Origin of the sequence: Bradyrhizobium sp. TM233 (assembly GCF_036247965.1) — a bacterium.
GTDB lineage: Bacteria > Pseudomonadota > Alphaproteobacteria > Rhizobiales > Xanthobacteraceae > Bradyrhizobium > Bradyrhizobium ottawaense.
In genome coordinates this window covers 132,350-151,857 of sequence record NZ_BTIG01000013.1, presented here as the reverse complement: position 1 = coordinate 151,857, position 19,508 = coordinate 132,350, and the positions used below count along the sequence as shown (strand labels likewise).

Below are 19,508 nucleotides of genomic sequence, written 5' to 3'. Positions count from 1 at the left end.
TTCGCGAAGAGGCGGACGGTTTGCCGAATGCCCTGCTGTTGCATGGATCCCACAGCTCGGCGCGAGCTTCATGTTCCGGCGCAACGAGTGGCCTGCGGCCCCTAAAAATCGCCCCAAGCCACCCCATCTGCCAATTTCTCTCCCCGCCCACTACGAATCGAGATCCATGACCGAACAGACGCTCGCCGCGCCGATCGACGATCCATCAGAACGCCAGCGCGGCTTCACGCGCTACCAGGCGCTTCTGATCGCGCTGCTCGCGTTCACGCAGTTCACGATCATCCTCGACTTCATCATCATGTCGCCGCTCGGCGCCATCCTGATGCCTGCGCTCGACATCACGGCGACGCAATTCGGCGTTGCGGTGTCGGCCTACGCGTTCAGTGCGGGACTGTCGGGCATCCTCGCCGCCGGCTTTGCCGACCGCTTCGACCGCAAGCGGCTCTTGCTGTTCTTTTATGTCGGCTTCACGCTCGGCACCCTGCTCTGCGCCGTGGCGCCGAACTACCATGTGCTGCTGCTGGGCCGGATCGTGACCGGATTGTTCGGCGGGGTGATCGGCTCGGTGGTGCTCGCCATCATCACCGATCTTTTCCCGCTGCACCTGCGCGGCCGCGTGATGGGCTTCGTGCAGACAGCGTTCGCGGCGAGCCAGGTGCTCGGCATTCCCGCCGGGCTGTTTCTCGCCAATCACTGGAGCTGGCATGTCTGCTTCATCGCGATCGTCATCGTGTCGATCGCCGCGATCGCCATCATCGCCTTCGCCATGGAGCCGGTCGATGCGCATCTGAAGCTGAAGCAGGACAAGAACCCGTTCCACCATCTGATCGCGACCGTCGCCCAGCCGCGCTACACGCTGGCCTTCTTCGTCACGACGCTGCTGGCGACCGGCGGATACATGCTGATGCCGTTCTCCAGCGCTTTCACCGTGCACAATCTCGGCATCGACATCACGCATCTGCCGACGATCTATCTGGTCTCGGGCCTGTTCAGCATCGTCACGGGACCGCTGGTCGGCCGTGCGAGCGATGCGTTCGGCAAGTACCCGACCTTCGTGTTCGGCAGCGTGGTGTCGGTGATCATGGTGCTGATCTACACCCATCTCGGCCACGTTACGCTGACGACCGCGATCCTCGTCAACGTGCTGATGTTCGTCGGCATCTTCTCACGCATGATCCCGTCGCAGGCGCTGATGTCGGCAATCCCCGATCCCGACCAGCGCGGCTCGTTCAGCGCGGTCAGCGCCTCGCTGCAGCAGCTCTCCGGCGGCCTCGGCTCGGTGCTCGCCGGCGCGATCATCGCGCAGGCGCCCGACGGCTCGCTGATCCATTTCGACCGGATCGGCTACGTCGTCGTGGCGTCGGCAATCGTCTCGCTGGTGGCGATGTACTTTGTGCAGAAGGCGGTGGCGGGCCGGGCGGGGAGGCGGATGGTGTGAGGGGGCGGGCGGAGACCACGATCTCGCCCGCGTGCCGCACAGCGACCGCGAGCCGCTGCCGAGGCGTCAAGCATCCATCTTCTTTTTGAGTTCGTCGATAAAGCGCTTCGCCCAAGGCGAGCGGCCAACCACCTTGGAAGGATCCATCAACGCAAGCAACTTAAACGAATGTTCGCCTTTGCCATATGCGGCCTTAGTTTTGCAAGCGGCAGTGGATTTTTGAAGCGCTCCATATACTTCCGCCTTTGTGATTTGCTCGACAGCCCGCGCTGCCGCCGGGAGCTGGCTCTCTTTGAAACCGATGCCAAAAAAAACCTTTAGGCTGTTGCGGTCGGCCAAGAACCAGTTCTCCATGACTTCGACCATGAGGTGGCAATCATCACTCTTACTTCCACGCGGCATCTCCCATCCGTCGCCTTGGCGCTGCTTGAGATGCGCCCATGGCAACCAAGTCGCGGGCATGCCCTGTTGATGCGCTTCGGCGACGACTGCTTCACTATCCACGAGAAGCATGGCTTCATCACCGCTGGCGATCGCAGTACAAAAGGAATCGTATGCATCGCGTCGGCTGCCGCAGGCGACGACACGAGGACGATTCTTTAGTCCAGCTTTCGTGATGAATTTCGTGAAACCTTCGCGACACGCAGATTTCAACGCGGCCGCATCTCCACCGCCTTCAACGTAGAGCTTCACCAGCGCACCCCCCCGATCTCGCCTCGGGTCCAGAGTTCGCCAAGCCGATACTTCTCTAGCCAGGGTTTTAGCTTCTCGGCGCTTAATCGTTCAAGTGTGCTGCCATGCTCCGACCGCCCTGCTACCAAAACGGCTTCAGGCATATCAGTCAGTGCATCCACCAACACATCGGAATGCGTCGTGACGATGATCTGTGTACGCTCGGACGCTTCCTTGAGGAGCGTTGCCAAGGTTGGCAGAACATCGGGGTGCAATCCCAACTCTGGTTCTTCGATGCACAGCAGTGGTCCAGGGTTAGGGTGACAGAGTACGGCGAGCAGGCAGAGGTAACGTAGCGTGCCATCAGAGAGTCGAGTTGCTGGCACAGTGTAGCGCCCTTCATGGAAGAACACCTGCACAGTTCCTCCTTCGATCTGCACGTCGAAATCGTCGATGCCTTCGTATAGTACGCGAAGAGATTCCAGCAGCTGCTTCCTGACGGCCGGCTCGCGACGCAGACGATTCAAAACCAATCCCAGGTTGCTGGCATCTGATTCCAAATGCTCGTTGGGAAGGTCAGCTTTCTGAGGCAAGCGCGGGATCGTATAGCGGCCGAAGCTCCATTCCCTGTAGAGCCGCATCTTGGTAAAAGTGTTCCCAAGATACGTCAGCTCAGGATATTGATCCGGGTCCTTGCGCTGGGACAGAATAGAGCCGGCAGGATCTATATCTTCATGTTGAAGACGGCGCTGATTTCCCTTTACGTTAAGCACGCCATGCCCACTCTCGAAACGGTAGTAAAAGTATGGGTGTGTGTGACCGCGGTCGGGAAATTCGTTCTCGACCCTTTCATCTACGATTTCGAAGCGTTGGCCGACCTCGGTGAAGCTCAGTACGTAACGCAGTGCCGTTGGGCCGTTGGGATAAGCGATGACGGCATCAACCTTGGCCGCCGGAAGCTTGGATGCTCCCTTCCATAGCCAGTCTCTCACACCGCCACCGTCGCGAATAGGCGTAAGTAGGTCTTTTGGTGTGGCGCGGAGAAGCTCAATCGCCTCAATGAGGTTGGATTTACCCGAACCATTGGGACCAATGACGACGTTCAGCGGACGAAGCTCGATGGCCGGCGTTGCATCTCCGTAGCTTAGGAAATTAGTGAGCGTAATGCTCTTAAGGAACATGCTGCAATCCTTCACGACTTCGACTCGCTTCCGCGAAGTGGTCGCATTAATTTTTAGTGGCAGATTTCCTCTGGCGCCACAGCCGTCTCAAGGACCCTAGGAAGATACGCGCCCAGTCTTATGGTGATCATAGGGCAACCCGCTCTTCATCCCTCGACCTGGCACCGGCGTCACGCTTGCTGTCACGGGTGGCCTTCAGCTTTGCCACCAGCCGGGGCCTCCCAATGCGGGCCTAGGTCTCGAAACCAGCCATGCACCTGTCAAAAACCAGCAGCAAGCGGTGGTCGTCCGGAATGCGAAGGACGACTGACGGTGCCCCCACACTGAAATTTCAGCGCGAGAAACCTCTAGCGGGATAGATGTGTACCCGGGGTGTGCATCGGTTAGGGGCTCAAATCCCCTGCAAGTGAGCGATTTCAACCACTTGGGTTGGGGGTGGTGCCCAGGAAAGGACTCGAACCTTCACGGCCGTTAAGCCACTGGCACCTGAAGCCAGCGCGTCTACCAATTCCACCACCTGGGCATGCCGTTTGGGGCACGGAGGCGGTTACTACGGTTCGGTGACGCCGTTGTCAATTCATGCGTGACCCGGGTTTGGGGATGCCGATTGCGCATCGCAAACTGGCCCGATACAAGCCTGACAAGACGCACTCTTTTCCGCAGGAATGGCTCCCATGGCATCGAATCTGGAAACTCTCGTCACGGTTTTCGGCGGATCGGGGTTTTTGGGCCGCAGCGTGGTCCGCGCCCTGTGCAAGCGCGATTACCGGGTCCGGGTCGCGGTCCGGCGGCCGGAACTGGCCGGATTCCTCCAGCCGCTCGGCCGGGTCGGGCAGGTCCATACCGTGCAGGCCAATTTGCGCTATCCGGCCTCGGTCGAGGCGGCGCTGCGTGATTCGCATGTCGTGATCAACCTGGTCGGGGTCCTCACTGAAGCCGGCGAGCAGACATTCGACGCCGTCCAGGCCAGGGGCGCCGAAACGGTCGCGAAGGCCGCCGCCGCGGCAGGGGCCCGCCTGGTGCATGTCTCGGCGATCGGCGCCGATGCCGAATCACCCTCGCGCTACGCCAGGGCCAAGGCGGCCGGCGAGGCTGCGGTCCTGTCCGCGGTGCCCTCGGCCACGATCTTCCGCCCCTCGGTGATGTTCGGCCCCGAGGACCAGTTCACCAACCGCTTTGCCGCGCTGGCCCGGATGTCGCCGGTGCTGCCGCTGATCGGCGGCGAAACCAAGATGCAGCCGGTCTATGTCGGCGACGTCGCCACCGCGATCGCGAACGCCGTCGACGGCAAGGCCAAGGCAGGCGCTCCTTACGAACTCGGCGGGCCGGAAGTGCTGACCATGCGCGAGATCATCGAGACCATCCTGGAGATCACCGACCGCGAGCGGATGCTGATCCCGCTGCCGTTCGGCCTCGCCCGCTTCCAGGCCGCGTTCCTGCAATTCGCGCCGGGCGCGTTCAAGCTGACGCCGGACCAGGTCACGTTGCTCGAGCGCGACAATGTGGTGTCGGATACGGCGAAGGCCGCCGGGCTGACGCTGGAAGGGCTCGGCATCACCGCCGATTCGCTGGAAGCGATTGCCCCGCAATATCTCTGGCGCTTCCGCGCCGCCGGGCAGTTCCAGCGCAAGAGCGCGTGAGGTTCTTACCTCTCCCGCAAGCGGGCGAGGGAGCACACCTTCAGCGCGGCGGCGGCGCCACTTCTTCAACCCTCAGAACTTCAACTTCTTGAACACCGCTTCCGGCAGCGTCTTGATGATCAGCATCACGAGGCGCCATTTGCCGCTGACATAGACGACGTCGGTTTTGTTCTCGACCGCCTGGAGAATGGCATCGCCGACCACCGGCGCTTCGACGGTGAGCGGGCCGATCAGCTTCATGCCCTCCGTCATCTTGGTGCGGACGAAGCCGGGCTTGACGGTGACGACATGCACGCCGCCACGGCTGGCGCGGGCGCGCAGGCCCGACAGGAAGGCGGAGAAGCCGGCCTTGGCCGAGCCATAGACATAGTTCGAGGCGCGGCCGCGATCGCCGGCCACGGACGACACGCCGACAATCGTGCCGCTGCCACGCGCGAGGAATCTCTCCGCGAACAGGCCGAGGATCAGCGCGGGCCCTTCGTAGTTCGAGCGCATGATCGCGGTGGCATGGACAAGGTCGCTCTCGGCATTCTGCTGCACGCCGAGGAGGCCGACGATCGAGATGACGACATCGGGCAATGCCGGCAGGCCGCTCACAAAGCCCTCGAATGCGGCGGTGTCGAGCACATCGAATTTATGGAGCCCGACGTCGATCGCGTAGCGCGCGCGCAGATCGGCGGCGTCGGGCTCGAGCGCGACTACGTCGCGGCCGGCGAGACCGACATCGTATCCCGCCTTGGCAAAGGCGCGCGCCGCGGCGCGGCCGATGTCGGAGGAGCCGCCGAGCACCAATACAGACTTGCGTGACGTCACGGCCTAGACCTCATCAAACAGACGCTGTGAAAGTTTCGATCGGATGTTGCCGGCAGGATCGAGCGATTTGCGGATCGCGTTGAAACGCTGCAAGGCAGGATAGCCCGCCACGAAGGTCGCGCGCGACTGGCGCGCGTCTTTCGCCAGATACAGCCTGCCGCCGGCGGCGACGACGAGGCGATCGATCTCGTCGAGAAAGTTCAGGATGTCGCCCTTCACGGGGAAATCCAGCGCGAGCGTGTAACCGGGCAGCGGGAACGACAGGATGCCGTCGCCCTGGCCGAGCTTCTTGAGCACGGCGAGGAAGGAGGCATCGCCGCGCCGCGCGACGCGATCGAGGATGTCGCCGAGAACGGCGCGCGCGCCGGCTTGCGGGATCACGCATTGATGCTGGAGGAAGCCGCGCTTGCCATAGATCCGATTCCACGCACTGATGCTGTCGAGCGGAAAGAAATACGGATAGAGCGAGACCACATGGCTGGCGCCGGCGCGCCGCGCGCCCATGCGGTAGTAGAGCTCGTTGAAGGCGCGGACGCTGGTGCGGTTCAATGCCATCGACGGCAGGTCGACCGGCACGCTGAGGCGAGACTCCTTGCCGAGCGGAAATACATCGGCGCCTTCCGCCAGCTCGCCTCTGCCCGCGTGCTCGCCGAGATAGATCAGCGAACGGCCGAGATCGCGGCCTCGTGCCACGCAATCGATCCACGCCACCGAATAGGTCGCTGCATCGCCCGCCTCGAGCGCGCGCATCGCGGCATCGAGATCGGACGCGGAGATCACCCGCTCGCGGATCCACCCGGTCTCGACCCGGCGCAGCCGTATCGTCGCTTCGAGGATGATGCCGGTCAGGCCCATGCCACCGACGGTCGCGAAGAACGCATCGGAGTTCTGTTCGCGCGAGGCCTCGATGACCTCGCCCTGCCCGGTGCGCAGCAGGAGGCTGTCGACATAGCGGCCGAAGCCGCCCTCGCAATGATGGTTCTTGCCGTGAACGTCGGCGGCGATGGCGCCGCCGATCGAGACGAAGCGGGTGCCGGGCACGACGAAAGGCAGAAAGCCACGCGGGCCAAAGGTGTCGATCAGGTCCGACAGCAGGACGCCGGCCTCCAGGCGGATGCGGCCCGTCACCGCATCGAACGACCTGATCCGGTCGAAGCCGGTCATCGTGACCGTCCTGACCGCGCCAATCGCGGCATCGCCATAGGCGCGGCCGTTGCCGCGCGCGACGGTGCCGGCGGAGACGGCTTCGCCGACCGCCGCGAACGAGCGCGGGCGCAGCACATCGCTATCGACAACCGGGAAACGCCCCCAGCCGCTGACGAGGGTCATGGCTCAGCTCCTGTGCCGGACGCGCGCCGCCCGGCGTTGGAACTGACCTGACTACCGATCAAAAGCTTATTTTGCGTTGAAAACGCCGGTCCAACCGTTACGGACCATAAGCCTACCTGCCGAGCGCCAGCGCGATCAGGCCGAGCGTGCCGACGATGACGCGCCACCAGGCGAACACCACGAAGCCGTGCCGGGTGACATATTCCAGGAACGTCTTGACCACGATGATCGCGGTGATGAACGACACCACGAAGCCGATCGCGACGATGCCCATATGGTCCATCGTCATCTCGGAGCGGTTCTTGTAGAAGTCGTAGGCGAACGCACCGATCATGGTGGGGATGGCGAGAAAGAACGAGAACTCCGCCGCCGCGCGCTTGTCAGCGCCCAGGAACATCGCGGCGACGATGCTGGCGCCGGAACGCGACACGCCCGGGATCATCGCGACGCACTGCGCGATGCCGATATAGAGATACATCAGCAGCGGAAACCTCGTGGCGTCGTGCTCGCGCGGCTTGAGGTCGAGCTTGTCGACCCAGAGCAGGATGGCGCCGCCGACGATCAGCGTGAAGCACACGACCCATGGATTGAACAGCACGCTCTTGATGTACTTGCCGGCGACGAGGCCGACGACGACAGCGGGCAGGAACGCGACCAGCACGCCGACCACGAAGCGGCGCGAATAGGTGTCGCCCGTGAAGAAGCCGATCACGACGTCCCAGAGCTTCTTGAAGTAGAGCCCGACGATCGCGAGGATCGCACCCAGCTGGATCAGAACCGTAAACGAATCCCAGAACGCGCCTTCACCGAGATGGAAGAAGCGTTCCGCGAGCAGCAAATGGCCGGTCGAGGACACGGGAAGGAACTCGGTCACACCCTCGATGATGCCGAGGATCACTGCCCGTATTGCGTCTGACATATTTACGGTCCATTTCGGCTGGAAAAGCGGGGCTCTTCTCGCCTATTCGCCCCCATGCCGCAATCGCAAAATGCGAAATCACGCCCTTGCCTCGCGGTTTTGAAGGACTAGTGTGGCGCCGCACAAACATTGATGGAATCTTAAGCACCATCAAATAGTCAAAGGCTTCATGTTTACGCTGTTTCATCATCCGTTCTGTCCGCATTCGCGTTTCATCCGCCTGATCGCGGGCGAATACGGGCTCGACCTCAAGTTGGTCGAAGAGCGCAGCTGGGAGCGGCGCGAGGCGTTTCTGTTGCTCAACGCGGCCGGCACGACGCCCGTTCTGGTAGACGACGAGCAGCCGCCGATCCCGGGCGCGGCGATCATCGCCGAATATGTCGACGAGGCCTATGGCGCCGAGATGGGACCCAAGCGCCTGATGCCGGAAGCCATCGGCGAGCGCGTCGAGGTGCGCCGGCTGATGGCCTGGTTCAACGAAAAATTCTTCGAGGAGGTCTCGCACCCTCTCGTCACCGAGCGCATCTACAAGCGCTTCATGAGCGAGGAGAACGGCGGCGGACCGCCTTCGGCCGACGTGATGCGCGCCGCCAAGGCCAATGTGCGCTATCATCTGGCCTATATCGGCTGGCTGGCGCAGACGCGTAATTTCCTCGCCGGCGACCGGCTCACTTACGCGGATCTCGCCGCCGCGGCGCATCTCTCGGCGATCGACTATCTGGGCGACGTGCCATGGAGCGAGGACGACGCAGCAAAGGCGTGGTACGCGCGGGTAAAGTCCCGCCCGTCGTTCCGTCCGCTGCTGAGCGAATGGCTGGCCGGCGTGCCGGCGTCGCGGACCTACGTGGACCTGGATTTCTGAACTCCGATCCGACTGAACTGAAAGCGGCGCTCACGCGCGAGGCGCGGGCACTCGGCTTCGACTGCATCGGCGTCACTGCACCTGGCACGATCGAGACCGCCGGAAAATACTTCCTTGAATTCATCGCCTCCGGCGGCCATGGCGACATGGACTGGCTCGCGGCGCAGCCGGAGCGCCGGGTCGATCCGCGCGGGCTGTGGAGCGATGTGCGCAGCGTCATCATGCTCGGCGTCAATTACGGCCCGGACCAGGATCCGCTCGCAATTCTCGAGCAGCGCAAGCGCGCGGCGATCTCGGTCTATGCGCAGGGCGACGACTATCACGATCTCATCAAGAAACGCCTGAAGGCGCTGGCGCGCTGGCTGGTCGCGACCGCACCGTCGGACGTGAAAGTGTTCGTCGACACCGCCGCGGTGATGGAGAAGCCGCTGGCACAGACCGCGGGTCTCGGCTGGCAGGGCAAGCACACCAACCTCGTCTCGCGCGAATTCGGCTCGTGGCTGTTCCTCGGCGCGATCTACACCACGCTGGAGCTGCCGCGCGACGATGCCGAGATCGATCATTGCGGCTCGTGCCGGGCCTGTCTCGACATCTGCCCGACGGCGGCGTTCCCCGCGCCCTACAAGCTCGATGCGCGGCGCTGCATCTCCTATCTCACCATCGAGAACAAGGGACCGATCCCGCACGAATTTCGCAAAGCCATCGGCAATCGCATCTATGGCTGCGACGATTGCCTCGCTGCGTGTCCCTGGAACAAGTTTGCGCAGGAGGGCCGCGAGGCCAAGCTCGCCGCGCGCAGCGAATTGCGCGCGCCTGGTCTCGCCGAGCTCGCACGCCTCGACGACGCCGCGTTCCGCGCGCTGTTCACGAAGTCGCCGGTCAAGCGGATTGGTCGCGATCGCTTCTTGCGGAACGTGCTGATTGCGATTGGCAACTCGGGTGAGGCGGAGCTCACGGAAGAAGCGCGGCGGTTGCTGGAGGATGCAAGCCCGCTGGTGCGTGGCGCTGCGGTATGGGCGCTGGGACAATTGATGGGACGGGACGAGTTTGAGGCGATGAAGGGCGCGGCGTTAGGCGAAGAATCGGACGAAGGCGTTCGTCAGGAGTGGCACGCCCACCCTTGATTTCCCCGTGCGTTTCTTCAATCTCGCGCGCATGACAAACCTGCCTTTCTTCACCCGCGACGGCGATACATTCCATCCGACGGAAGCCGCCAATGGTCCGTGGGATCCAAAATCGCTGCACGGACGCGTCGTCGTCGGGCTGCTCGGCTTTGCGATCGAGGAGCGCCATTCCGGTCCCGAATTGGTGCCGGCGCGGCTCACCGTCGACATGTTTCGGCTGCCGACCATCGACAAGCCGATCGAGGTGACGACGCGCCTGGTGCGCGACGGCCTGCGCATCCGCGTGGTCGAGGCGGAGTTCGTCTCCGGCGGTGTCAGCATGGCGCGTGCCTCGTGCCAGCTGCTGCGCAAGACGCAAAATCCGGACGGCAATGTCTGGTCGCCGCCGAATTGGGACGCGCCGAAGCCGGCCGACATTCCAAAACCCACCGATCCCAGGCTCGGCATGAACGGCAAATGGACGACGCGCCCCATCGTCGGCCACATGGGCTCGCTCGGCCCGCGAAAGCTCTGGATGAGCGAGGTGCGCGAGCTCGTCGCCGGCGTGCCGATGACGCCGTTCGTCCATGTCGCCACCGGCGCCGATTTCGCCAGCCCGTTTGCGAACGCCGGCGACAACGGGCTCGGCTACATCAACAGCGACGTGACGATCTATCTGCACCGACTGCCGGTGACGAACTGGATCGGCTTCGAGGTGGTGAACCATCACGCCACCGACGGCGTCGCGATCGGCGAATGCTGGCTCTATGACGAGCAGGGCCCGATCGGCACCGCGACGGTGGCCGCACTGGCGCAGCGCAAGCCGATGACGAATCCGTCGAAGCGGTAGCTCTCCGCCGTCAATCCGGGTCCGCGCCGTGCACCAGATGCCGCTTCATCTCCGGCCGTACCTTCAGCTCCGCGCCCTGCTTGGCGACGATCTTGGCAATCCGCTCGGGTGCGAACTTCAGATCGACGAACGCTGGCGCGGTATTGGCGACCTCGTGATAGCTCACGATCTTGCCGCCGTTCAGCGTCATGATCGCGACACCCTCGAACATCGCCCGCGCGCCGTTCGCCTCTGGCAAGGTCGAGCGATAGCTGAAGGTGTAGCGCGCATAGAGCGTGGTGCCGTCGGTGACGGGATCGTGCATGTCCCAGCGGAAATCGGTCGCCGTGCGATAGAACCAGTCGTCGATCATCGCAGCGATCTTCTCGCGGCCGGCGAAGGCGCCGTAGAACACGTCGTGATAGACGCCGTCCTCGGTGAACAGCTCGGCGAATGCTTTGCCGTTGCGCTGCTCGACGGCATCACAGAACGCGCGCAGCATGGCGGTGGTGGTCATTGTTGCCTCCCGGTGTCCTTCTTCCCTCTCCCACAAGAGGAGAATGAAGTGAACAATCACCCCATCTCCGCCACCGCGGCAAGAATGCGCGCGATGTCCTGCGGGCGGGAGAGGCGGTGATCGCCGTCCTGGATCATGGTCAGCACGACGTCGTCGGCCGGCAGGCGATGTGTCAGCGCGAATGCGTGCTGCCAGGGCACGTCGGGATCCTTCGCGCCTTGCAGGATGCGGACCGGGCAGCCGAGATCGATGGCGCTGCCGAGCACGAGATGGTTGCGGCCTTCCTCGATCAGGTTCCGCGTGATCGGATAGGGTGAGCCGTCGCCATATTCGGATGGCCGCAGCCAGAGGCCCTTGGTCTCGATCTCCTGCTTCACCGCGGGCGAAAAATTCTTCCACATCAGCTCTTCGGTGAAGTCCGGCGCAGGCGCGATCAGCACGAGCCCTGCGAGCGAGGCCGCACCAGAACGCTTCCTGATCTCGCGCGCGAGCAGCAGCGCCATCCAGCCGCCCATGGAGGAGCCGATCAGGACCTGCGGACCGGCGCAGAACCGCTCGAACACCGCCACGCACTCCTCCAGCCAACGTCCGATGGTTCCATCGGCGAAATCGCCGCCGGATTCGCCGTGACCGGAATAGTCGAACCGGACCATGGCGCGGCCATGATCCCGGGCCCAGGCGTCCAGCGCCAGGGCCTTGCTGCCCTGCATGTCGGACTTAAATCCGCCGAGCCAGACCAGCCCGGGTCCCTGTCCGTGCCGGCTGCGCACCGCGATCCTGCGCGCGGACGGGCCCTCGCCCACATCGATGGAGCCGAGCACGGCATTGGGAATTGCATGGCTCATGGAACGTTTGCCCTGGCTGCGCGGTTTGAGCTGTCGGGTCGAATTCCGCAACGCCGGAGACCGGCATTGTCCCTTTGGGACGCTTGCGGAACGGAAGCAAGGTGTCTATGTCGGTCAGCGTGCCTAGGCGTGACCGAAATACCTCGCATTTGAGGGTTTTTCGTTTCGCGCACGAGCGAATTGCTTGCCGGCAAACGTATCTTCCTGCAAAGTAGCGGCCTCTTTCACAACTTTGGAGAACCACCCATTCGCCGTCCCAATAAAGCCCCGCCCGTCGCCAGCAAAGACGGGCCGCGCATCAATGATGATATTCGCAATGCGCAGATCCAGCTGATCGATCAGGCCGGTGACAACAAAGGCACGGTCGAGACCGTTGCCGCCATCCGCATGGCCCAGGAAGCCGGCATGGATCTGGTCGAGATCTCGCCGAACGTCAGCCCTCCCGTCTGCAAGATCATGGACTACGGGAAGTATAAGTATTCGGCCCAGAAAAAAGCTGCCGAAGCCCGCAAGCGGCAGAAGATCGTCGAGATCAAGGAGATCAAGCTCCGCCCGATGATCGACGACCACGATTACGACGTGAAGATGCGCGCGATGCAGCGGTTCTTCGAAGAGGGCGACAAGGTCAAGATCACGCTGCGCTATCGCGGCCGCGAAATGGCGCACCAGGAGATCGGCACCAAGCTGCTCGACAAGATCAAGACCGACGTCGCCGAGCTCGCCAAGGTCGAGCAGGACGCCAGGTTCGAGGGCCGTCAGGTCGTCATGGTGCTGGCGCCGCGCTGAGCTTTGTTTTCAGTTGAGATTCAACGGCCCGTCCGGACATCCGGCGGGCCGTTTTGTTTAAGGGATCATGCGAGCCGCGGGAGAGGTCGGCGCGAAGCGCCGGGTGAGGGCTTTCTCCTCTTGGGGGGTTCTCGCTTGCGGAGATACCCCCTCCCCAACCCTCCCCCGCAAGCGGGAGAGGGAGTGCACCGTCTCCGTGATTGCGATCTCAGGTCCTTGTCGCCTGCCAGGTGCCGCTGCAGCGGTCGCCGGAGATGATGCCGTTCCACGAACCGGCGCCGTTCACGCCGGCGAGCCGGCCGCCGCCGCTGGCGTGGGAGGCGCCGACCGAGACCTGGACTGCGACCGCGCCGCCGCGATTGATCTTGCCGGAGACCCGGCCGCCGCCGGCAGACGACACCCGGCTACCGGTCACGGTGAAGGGGACGCTGTAGCCGGAGCTGCAATTGCCCCGCGTGGTGGCGAAGGTGACGTTCCAGATGCCGTCATAGCCGCCGATGCGGGCATCGGCAGTCGATGGCAGCGTGGTCGTGGCGAGCACGGCCAGAAGCGCCAGATGGCGCGGACGGGCGAAAACCGTCAAAGAGGGAAGCGATCGGGAAAAATGGGCCATTTTGGTCCTGCTCCAGGCGACAGGCTTGGACATGAGGGTCGCAATTCCGAATAGTCGCCGGGCTGGTTTCGCCGGTTCATCGTTGCCAATCGGCTTGTCCTCTGTCATAAGCCCAGCCTTCATCGCCCGGCTGATTAAGGGCTGCCGTGGCGGTGTTTCGTGCGGGTTTCGCGCTTGTTCGCAAAACTTGAGCACAATCAACGCTCTAACGAGCATTTTTGACGGCCAGCCGCCTTCGCGGGCGGATCTCTGTGGCCATTAGGAGAGCCAAATGCCCAAGCTGAAGACCAAATCGGGCGCTAAAAAGCGCTTCAAGGTGACTGCCACCGGCAAAGTGATGTTCGCCCATCGCGGCAAGCGTCACGGCATGATCAAGCGGACGAAGAAGCAGATCCGTCAACTGCGCGGCACCGCGGTGCTGTTCAAGACCGACGGCGACAACGTCAAGAAGTACTTCTTGCCGAACGCCTGATCGCGTCCAAGATCATTGCCAGCTCCGCCGCGTTCCGCGCGGCGATCCGAAAACCAAGTCACCTCTGAAGGATATTTGTCATGTCACGCGTCAAACGCGGTGTGACCGCCCACGCCAAGCACAAGAAAGTCTACAAGGCCGCCAAGGGTTTCTACGGCCGCCGCAAGAACACCATCCGCGCCGCCAAGCCGGCCGTGGAGAAAGCCCAGCAGTACGCGTTCCGTGATCGCAAGCGCAAGAAGCGGACCTTCCGCGCGCTCTGGATCCAGCGCATCAACGCTGCCGTCCGCCCGTTCGGCCTGACCTACAGCCGATTTATCGACGGCATGGCCAAGTCCGGGATCACCGTGGACCGCAAGGTGCTGTCGGATCTCGCGATCAGCGAGCCCGCGGCGTTCCAGGCGATCGCCGAGAAGGCCAAGGCCGCCCTTGCGGCGTAATGCGGCCAAGGCTGCGCTGGCGGCGTAAGCCGTCCTCCACTGTCCTCTGCGCAGCGTTGAACTTGTGATGGCCCGGGCAGAGGCGCGTCTCGGCGCTTGACTGCCCCGGCCGTCATCACTCGCGCAAACACTTCTCCGACGTGGAAGCCCGGCGCAACGCCGGGTCTGACGGGCTAGGATCATCGGCTCAGCATCCTGGCCAAAAGGGATTGCCATGACCGATCTTGCCCAGCTCCAAGCCCAGATCATCGCCGACATCGCCGCCGCCGCCGACGAGGCCGCGCTCGAAGCCGTCCGCGTTGCCTCGCTCGGCAAGAAGGGCTCGATCTCAGCCTTGCTGGCAACGCTCGGCAAGATGTCGCCGGACGAGCGCAAGACGCAAGGCGCCGCGATCAACCAGGCCAAGGACGAAGTTGCCCAGGCGCTCGCCGCGCGGCGCGACGTGCTGAAATCGGCGGCACTCGATGCGCGGCTCGCGTCCGAGACCGTCGACGTCACGCTGCCGCTGCGCGATGCCCCGACCGAGGCCGGCCGCATCCATCCGCTGAGCCAGGTCTGGGACGAGCTGACCACAATCTTCGCCGACATGGGATTCTCGGTTGCCGAAGGCCCCGACATCGAGACCGACGATTACAACTTCACCAAGCTGAATTTTCCGGAAGGCCATCCGGCGCGCGAGATGCACGACACCTTCTTCTTCCATCCGAAGGAGGACGGCTCGCGCATGCTGCTGCGAACCCACACCTCGCCGGTGCAGGTGCGCACGATGCTGAGCCAGAAGCCGCCGATCCGCGTGATCTGCCCGGGCCGCACCTACCGCATCGATTCGGACGCGACCCACACGCCGCAATTCCACCAGGTCGAAGGCCTCGTCATCGACAAGCACTCGCATCTCGGCCACCTCAAATGGATCCTGCACGAGTTCTGCAAGGCGTTCTTCGAGGTCGACCACATCAACATGCGCTTCCGCCCGTCGTTCTTCCCGTTCACCGAGCCGTCGCTGGAAGTCGACATCCAGTGCCGCCGCGACAAGGGCGAGATCCGCTTCGGCGAGGGCGAGGACTGGCTCGAGATTCTCGGCTGCGGCATGGTGCATCCGAACGTGCTGCGCGCCTGCGGCATCGATCCCGACGAGTACCAGGGCTTCGCCTGGGGCATGGGCATCGACCGCATCGCCATGCTGAAATACGGCATCGCCGATCTGCGCCAGCTGTTCGACAGCGACGTCCGCTGGCTGTCCCATTACGGCTTCAAGCCGCTCGAAGTGCCAACGCTGGCTGGAGGGCTGAGCTCGTGATGCTCGCGCCCAGACACGCAAAGACTTTCTCTGTTCCCTCCCCCCTTGTGGGGGAGGGTCAGGGAGGGGGGTAGCCGCGGATGCCGCACGCAGTTGTGAGCGAACGTCAGCGCAGCCGAGCCAAGCAGCTTCGGCGAACGATGACGCGCGCCGAAACACTGCTGTGGCGCTATCTGAAGGCTAACCGCATGGATGGTGTTGGCATCCGCCGCCAAACGCCAATCGGAAACTACATCGCCGACTTCGTCCGCTTCTCTTCGAAGATCATCATCGAGCTTGATGGGGAATCCCACGATTTCGAAGAACGTCAGAAGAAGGATGAGCGTCGCGACGCTTTCTTCGCAGCCGAGGGCTTTCAGGTTCTGCGCTTCACCAACGAACAGGTGATGTCGAACTTGGAGGGAGTTGTTGAGACAATTCGCCAGGCCACTTCAGCCGGAGCCCGCGGCTCACCCCCCTCCCTGCCCCTCCCCCACAAGGGGGGAGGGAACACTGGCACCGACCACAGTAACTCCACCGACAAGAGCCGAGGCACACAGCCATGAAATTCACCCTCTCCTGGCTGAAGGATCATCTCGAGACTGACGAGCCTCTCGACAAGCTCGCCGAGAAGCTCACCATGATCGGGCTCGAGGTCGAGAACATCGAGGACAAGGCCAAGGCGCTGAAGCCCTTCACCATTGCAAAGGTGATCTCGGCCGAGCAGCATCCGAATGCGGATCGCCTGCGCGTCTGCATGGTCGATACCGGTGACGGCGGTGCGCCGGTGCAGGTCGTGTGCGGCGCGCCGAATGCGCGGGCCGGCCTCGTCAGCGTGTTCTCGGCCCCCGGGACCTACATTCCCGGCAAGGACATCACGCTCGGTGTCGGCACCATCCGCGGCGTCGAGAGCCGCGGCATGCTGTGCTCGGCGGCCGAGCTGCAGATCTCCAACGACCATGACGGCATCATGGAATTGCCGGCGGATGCGCCTGTTGGCGCCGGCTATGCCGAATGGGCCGCGCTTGGCGATCCCGTGGTCGAGATCAATTTGACGCCGAACCGGCAGGACTGCACCGGCGTGCACGGCATCGCGCGGGACCTCGCCGCCGCCGACATGGGCAAGTTCAAAGACCCGGCCATCAAGCCGATCAAGGGCGAGTTCGCGTGCCCGGTGAAGGTCACGGTCGAGGATTCCACACTCTGTCCAGGCTTCGCGCTGCGCCTCGTGCGCGGTGTCAAGAACGGTCCGTCACCGGAATGGCTGCAGAAGCGGCTGACCGCGATCGGGCTGCGTCCGATCAACGCGCTGGTCGACATCACCAACTTCATGACCTACGACCGCGCGCGGCCGCTGCACGTGTTCGACGCCAGGAAGGTGAAGGGCAATCTCGTCGTGCGCCGCGCGCGCGAGGGCGAGACGCTGCTCGCGCTCGACGGCCGCACCTACAATCTCGATCCCGCCATCTGCGTGATCGCGGACGAGCACGGCGTCGAATCGCTCGCCGGCATCATGGGCGGCGAAGCCTCCGGCTGCGACGATGATACCACCGACGTGCTGATCGAATCGGCGCTGTGGAACGAGATCAACATCGCCCAGACCGGCCGCAAGCTCGGCATCAATTCGGATGCGCGCTACCGCTTCGAGCGCGGCGTCGATCCGGCCTTCATGGTGCCGGGGCTGGAGCTGGCGACCAAGCTCGTGATGGAGATGTGCGGCGGCGCGCCGTCCGAGACCATCGTGGTCGGCAAGGCCTTTGGCGACGACCGGGTGATCGATTTCCCCGTGACCGAGGTCAAGCGCCTCTCCGGCATCGAGGTGCCGCAGCCGGAGATGAAGCGCATCCTGACCCATCTCGGCTTCATGATGGCAGGCCCCGGCCCGGTGGTGAAGGTTGCGGTGCCGTCGTGGCGCACGGATGTACACGGCAAGGCCGACATCGTCGAGGAGATCGTCCGCATCTACGGCGTCGACAAGGTGCCAATGACGCCGTTCGAGCGCGGCGAGGACGCGCGCAAATCGGTGCTGACGCCGCTCCAGCTGCGCACGCGCCGCGCCCGGCGCGCGCTCGCAAGCCGCGGCATCATCGAAGCGGTGACCTGGTCCTTCATCACGAAGTCCGCGGCGAAATTGTTCGGCGGCGGCCAGCGCGAGCTCGAAGTCGCCAACCCGATCGCGTCTGACCTCTCCGACATGCGCCCGACCCTTTTGGCGGGCCTGATCGCGGCCGCACAAGCCAATGCCAATCGTGGCGTCAGCGATGTCGCGCTGTTCGAGGTCGGCCAAATCTTCAAAGGCGACCGTCCGCAGGACCAGTTCATGGCGGCGAGCGGCGTACGCCGCGGATTTGCCTCCTCTGAAGGTCTGGGACGGCACTGGTCGGGCTCGGCCCAGGCTGATGTGTTCGACGCCAAGGCGGATGCGCTGGCCGTGCTGGCAGCCGCAGGCGCGCCGATGCAGGCGCTGCAGATCGTCGCCCGCGGGCCGGCATGGTTGCATCCGGGCCGCTCCGGCACGATCCAGATCGGGCCGCAGAACGTGCTCGGCACTTTCGGCGAGGTGCACCCCAGAGCGCTCGAAGCGCTCGGTGCCGACGGTCCGCTGATGGTGTTCGAGGTGATCCTCGACCGCATCCCCGAGGCGAAGAAGAAGCCGACCCGCGCCAAGCCCGTGATCGAGCTGTCGGCATTCCAGCCCGTCACGCGCGACTTCGCCTTCATCGTCGATCGTACCGTGAAGGCCGGCGACATCGTGCGGGCCGCGCAAGGCGTCGACAAGAAGCTGATCACCGGCGTGAACGTGTTCGACGTCTACGAGGGCAAGGGCATCGACGACGACAAGAAGTCGATCGCGATCGCGGTGACGATCCAGCCGCGCGAGAAGACACTGACCGACCAGGAGATCGAGGCCGTGGCTGCGAAGATCGTGGCCGAGGTCACCAAGAAGACCGGCGGCACGCTGCGGGGATGAGTATTGCGGACTTCCTTCCGAAGGATGTCAGCCTCACCATTGCGATGGCGCTCTGCGCCGTCGCCTTCGTTTCCGGCACTGCACGCGGCTTCTCCGGCTTCGGCTCGGCGCTGATCTTCATGCCGCTGGCAAGCAGCATTGCTGCGCCACGGCTCGTCGCCGCCTTGCTTCTGGTGATCGATTTCGTCGCGGCGGCACCGCTGCTGCCCGACGCTTGGCGTAAGGCCGACCGCAAGGCGACCGCGGTCATCGTGCTGGGCGCGCTGGTCGGCGTGCCCGTCGGCACCTATTTCCTCAGCGTGCTCGAGCCCGTCACCACGCGCTGGATCATCTCCTGCTTCGTCGCCGCGCTGTTGCTCCTGCTGCTGTCGGGTTGGCGCTATCGCGGCAAGGACCACACCTGGCTCTCGGTCGGCATTGGCGGCCTGTCGGGCTTCTGTAGTGGCCTCGCGCAGACCGGCGGCCCGCCGATCGTCGGCTACTGGCTCGGCCGCCCGGTCGCGCCGATCGTCGCGCGCGCCAATATCGTGCTGTTCTTCGGCGCGTCTGATTTCTTCTCGATGATCAGTTACGCGTCCACGGGTCTGATCAGCCGCGAGTCGCTCGTGCTCTCGCTGATCGTCGGGCCGGTCTATGCGGCTGGCGTCGCATTCGGCGCCTCGCTGTTCGGACGCGCCAGCGAGAAGGTGTTTCGCAGCATCTGCTACGGGCTGATTGCGATGGCCGTGATCGCGGGACTGCCGCTGCTGGACGGGGTGTTGCGCTGATCCATCCGTCGTCCCGGCGAACGCCGGGACCCAGA

20 protein-coding genes and 1 tRNA gene are annotated in these 19,508 nt (G+C 63.8%); 12 read left to right on the top strand and 9 right to left on the bottom strand.

Annotation, left to right across the window (positions count from 1 at the left end; translation table 11 throughout):
- Nucleotides 1–166: 166 nt before the first annotated feature.
- On the top strand, nt 167–1,438 hold the full coding sequence (locus tag AABA86_RS24670; protein ID WP_338308740.1) for an MFS transporter: 1,272 nt from the start codon (nt 167–169) through the stop codon (nt 1,436–1,438).
- A 66-nt stretch (nt 1,439–1,504) separates the two neighbouring features.
- Here AABA86_RS24670 and AABA86_RS24665 read toward each other — a convergent pair whose 3' ends face one another.
- From AABA86_RS24665 to AABA86_RS24655, 3 genes are all read right to left on the bottom strand, one after another.
- On the bottom strand, nt 1,505–2,131 hold the full coding sequence (locus AABA86_RS24665) for a DUF4276 family protein (protein ID WP_338308739.1): 627 nt from the start codon (nt 2,129–2,131) through the stop codon (nt 1,505–1,507).
- Complete coding sequence (locus tag AABA86_RS24660; protein ID WP_338308738.1) at nt 2,128–3,291, bottom strand: AAA family ATPase; 1,164 nt, start codon at nt 3,289–3,291, stop codon at nt 2,128–2,130. Before AABA86_RS24660 ends, AABA86_RS24665 begins: the two co-directional genes overlap by 4 nt.
- Before the next feature lie 436 nt (nt 3,292–3,727).
- Nucleotides 3,728–3,814: transfer RNA gene (locus tag AABA86_RS24655), tRNA-Leu, on the bottom strand.
- A 151-nt stretch (nt 3,815–3,965) separates the two neighbouring features.
- Here AABA86_RS24655 and AABA86_RS24650 point away from each other — a divergent pair.
- The gene (locus AABA86_RS24650) at nt 3,966–4,931 is read left to right on the top strand and encodes a complex I NDUFA9 subunit family protein (RefSeq protein WP_338308737.1); all 966 of its coding nucleotides are present in this window, start codon (nt 3,966–3,968) and stop codon (nt 4,929–4,931) included.
- Between the two features lie 72 nt (nt 4,932–5,003).
- Here the strand turns inward: AABA86_RS24650 and AABA86_RS24645 are convergent, their stop codons facing one another.
- The 3 genes from AABA86_RS24645 to AABA86_RS24635 form a co-directional block, all read right to left on the bottom strand.
- Nucleotides 5,004–5,744 (bottom strand): SDR family oxidoreductase, encoded by a 741-nt coding sequence (locus AABA86_RS24645; protein ID WP_338308736.1) that lies wholly within the window; start codon nt 5,742–5,744, stop codon nt 5,004–5,006.
- A 3-nt stretch (nt 5,745–5,747) separates the two neighbouring features.
- On the bottom strand, nt 5,748–7,073 hold the full coding sequence (locus tag AABA86_RS24640; protein ID WP_338308735.1) for an FAD-binding oxidoreductase: 1,326 nt from the start codon (nt 7,071–7,073) through the stop codon (nt 5,748–5,750).
- Nucleotides 7,074–7,185: 112 nt separating this feature from the next.
- Nucleotides 7,186–7,992 carry an undecaprenyl-diphosphate phosphatase gene (locus AABA86_RS24635; protein WP_212243379.1) on the bottom strand — a complete coding sequence of 269 codons (807 nt, stop codon included), beginning with the start codon at nt 7,990–7,992 and terminating at the stop codon, nt 7,186–7,188.
- Between the two features lie 169 nt (nt 7,993–8,161).
- Here AABA86_RS24635 and AABA86_RS24630 point away from each other — a divergent pair, with 169 nt between their 5' ends.
- Genes AABA86_RS24630 through AABA86_RS24620 form a run of 3 tightly spaced genes read left to right on the top strand, consistent with a single transcriptional unit; the run spans nt 8,162 to nt 10,807 of the window.
- Entirely contained in the window at nt 8,162–8,854 is a 693-nt protein-coding gene (locus tag AABA86_RS24630; protein WP_212243377.1) for a glutathione S-transferase family protein, read from the top strand.
- Nucleotides 8,803–9,978 (top strand): tRNA epoxyqueuosine(34) reductase QueG, encoded by a 1,176-nt coding sequence (gene queG / locus AABA86_RS24625; protein ID WP_338308734.1) that lies wholly within the window; start codon nt 8,803–8,805, stop codon nt 9,976–9,978. The genes AABA86_RS24630 and queG overlap by 52 nt, the downstream gene beginning before the upstream one ends.
- Before the next feature lie 31 nt (nt 9,979–10,009).
- Nucleotides 10,010–10,807, top strand: a complete 798-nt coding sequence (locus AABA86_RS24620) for an acyl-CoA thioesterase domain-containing protein (protein ID WP_212243372.1) — start codon at nt 10,010–10,012, stop codon at nt 10,805–10,807.
- 10 nt (nt 10,808–10,817) lie between these two features.
- Here AABA86_RS24620 and AABA86_RS24615 read toward each other — a convergent pair whose 3' ends face one another.
- Together AABA86_RS24615 and AABA86_RS24610 are read right to left on the bottom strand one after the other, a co-directional pair.
- Complete coding sequence (locus AABA86_RS24615) at nt 10,818–11,303, bottom strand: nuclear transport factor 2 family protein (protein WP_338308733.1); 486 nt, start codon at nt 11,301–11,303, stop codon at nt 10,818–10,820.
- A gap of 56 nt (nt 11,304–11,359) precedes the next feature.
- A complete protein-coding gene (locus AABA86_RS24610; protein WP_338308732.1) occupies nt 11,360–12,148 on the bottom strand; it encodes an alpha/beta hydrolase in 789 nt (262 codons plus the stop codon).
- Between the two features lie 246 nt (nt 12,149–12,394).
- On the opposite strand from AABA86_RS24610, the gene infC reads away from it, so the two are divergent.
- On the top strand, nt 12,395–12,934 hold the full coding sequence (gene infC / locus AABA86_RS24605) for a translation initiation factor IF-3 (RefSeq protein ID WP_091962567.1): 540 nt from the start codon (nt 12,395–12,397) through the stop codon (nt 12,932–12,934).
- A 208-nt stretch (nt 12,935–13,142) separates the two neighbouring features.
- On the opposite strand, the gene AABA86_RS24600 is transcribed toward infC, so the two are convergent.
- Nucleotides 13,143–13,547 carry a hypothetical protein gene (locus AABA86_RS24600; protein ID WP_338308731.1) on the bottom strand — a complete coding sequence of 135 codons (405 nt, stop codon included), beginning with the start codon at nt 13,545–13,547 and terminating at the stop codon, nt 13,143–13,145.
- A 271-nt stretch (nt 13,548–13,818) separates the two neighbouring features.
- Between AABA86_RS24600 and rpmI the strand changes: the two genes are divergently transcribed.
- From rpmI to AABA86_RS24570, 6 genes are all read left to right on the top strand, one after another.
- Nucleotides 13,819–14,019, top strand: coding sequence for a 50S ribosomal protein L35 (rpmI, locus tag AABA86_RS24595; protein WP_008143958.1), 201 nt, complete (start codon nt 13,819–13,821; stop codon nt 14,017–14,019).
- Between the two features lie 80 nt (nt 14,020–14,099).
- Complete coding sequence (gene rplT / locus AABA86_RS24590) at nt 14,100–14,459, top strand: 50S ribosomal protein L20 (RefSeq protein WP_027561620.1); 360 nt, start codon at nt 14,100–14,102, stop codon at nt 14,457–14,459.
- A gap of 214 nt (nt 14,460–14,673) precedes the next feature.
- A complete protein-coding gene (gene pheS, locus AABA86_RS24585) occupies nt 14,674–15,756 on the top strand; it encodes a phenylalanine--tRNA ligase subunit alpha (protein WP_338308730.1) in 1,083 nt (360 codons plus the stop codon).
- A 140-nt stretch (nt 15,757–15,896) separates the two neighbouring features.
- Nucleotides 15,897–16,301 (top strand): endonuclease domain-containing protein, encoded by a 405-nt coding sequence (locus AABA86_RS24580; protein ID WP_445083487.1) that lies wholly within the window; start codon nt 15,897–15,899, stop codon nt 16,299–16,301.
- Nucleotides 16,298–18,706, top strand: coding sequence for a phenylalanine--tRNA ligase subunit beta (pheT, locus tag AABA86_RS24575; protein ID WP_338308728.1), 2,409 nt, complete (start codon nt 16,298–16,300; stop codon nt 18,704–18,706). Before AABA86_RS24580 ends, pheT begins: the two co-directional genes overlap by 4 nt.
- Complete coding sequence (locus AABA86_RS24570) at nt 18,703–19,473, top strand: sulfite exporter TauE/SafE family protein (protein WP_338308727.1); 771 nt, start codon at nt 18,703–18,705, stop codon at nt 19,471–19,473. Before pheT ends, AABA86_RS24570 begins: the two co-directional genes overlap by 4 nt.
- The last annotated feature ends 35 nt before the right edge of the window (nt 19,474–19,508 follow it).

Bases quoted from the DNA above. Each gene is read 5' to 3' on its own strand.
- AABA86_RS24670 (WP_338308740.1), top strand. From the start codon at position 167: ATGACCGAACAGACGCTCGCCGCGCCGATCGACGATCCATCAGAACGC.
- AABA86_RS24660 (WP_338308738.1), bottom strand. From the start codon at position 3,291: ATGTTCCTTAAGAGCATTACGCTCACTAATTTCCTAAGCTACGGAGAT.
- AABA86_RS24650 (WP_338308737.1), top strand. From the start codon at position 3,966: ATGGCATCGAATCTGGAAACTCTCGTCACGGTTTTCGGCGGATCGGGG.
- AABA86_RS24640 (WP_338308735.1), bottom strand. From the start codon at position 7,073: ATGACCCTCGTCAGCGGCTGGGGGCGTTTCCCGGTTGTCGATAGCGAT.
- AABA86_RS24635 (WP_212243379.1), bottom strand. From the start codon at position 7,992: ATGTCAGACGCAATACGGGCAGTGATCCTCGGCATCATCGAGGGTGTG.
- AABA86_RS24630 (WP_212243377.1), top strand. From the start codon at position 8,162: ATGTTTACGCTGTTTCATCATCCGTTCTGTCCGCATTCGCGTTTCATC.
- queG (WP_338308734.1), top strand. From the start codon at position 8,803: ATGGCTGGCCGGCGTGCCGGCGTCGCGGACCTACGTGGACCTGGATTT.
- AABA86_RS24620 (WP_212243372.1), top strand. From the start codon at position 10,010: ATGACAAACCTGCCTTTCTTCACCCGCGACGGCGATACATTCCATCCG.
- AABA86_RS24615 (WP_338308733.1), bottom strand. From the start codon at position 11,303: ATGACCACCACCGCCATGCTGCGCGCGTTCTGTGATGCCGTCGAGCAG.
- AABA86_RS24610 (WP_338308732.1), bottom strand. From the start codon at position 12,148: ATGAGCCATGCAATTCCCAATGCCGTGCTCGGCTCCATCGATGTGGGC.
- AABA86_RS24600 (WP_338308731.1), bottom strand. From the start codon at position 13,547: ATGGCCCATTTTTCCCGATCGCTTCCCTCTTTGACGGTTTTCGCCCGT.
- rpmI (WP_008143958.1), top strand. From the start codon at position 13,819: ATGCCCAAGCTGAAGACCAAATCGGGCGCTAAAAAGCGCTTCAAGGTG.
- rplT (WP_027561620.1), top strand. From the start codon at position 14,100: ATGTCACGCGTCAAACGCGGTGTGACCGCCCACGCCAAGCACAAGAAA.
- pheS (WP_338308730.1), top strand. From the start codon at position 14,674: ATGACCGATCTTGCCCAGCTCCAAGCCCAGATCATCGCCGACATCGCC.
- AABA86_RS24580 (WP_445083487.1), top strand. From the start codon at position 15,897: ATGACGCGCGCCGAAACACTGCTGTGGCGCTATCTGAAGGCTAACCGC.
- pheT (WP_338308728.1), top strand. From the start codon at position 16,298: ATGAAATTCACCCTCTCCTGGCTGAAGGATCATCTCGAGACTGACGAG.
- AABA86_RS24570 (WP_338308727.1), top strand. From the start codon at position 18,703: ATGAGTATTGCGGACTTCCTTCCGAAGGATGTCAGCCTCACCATTGCG.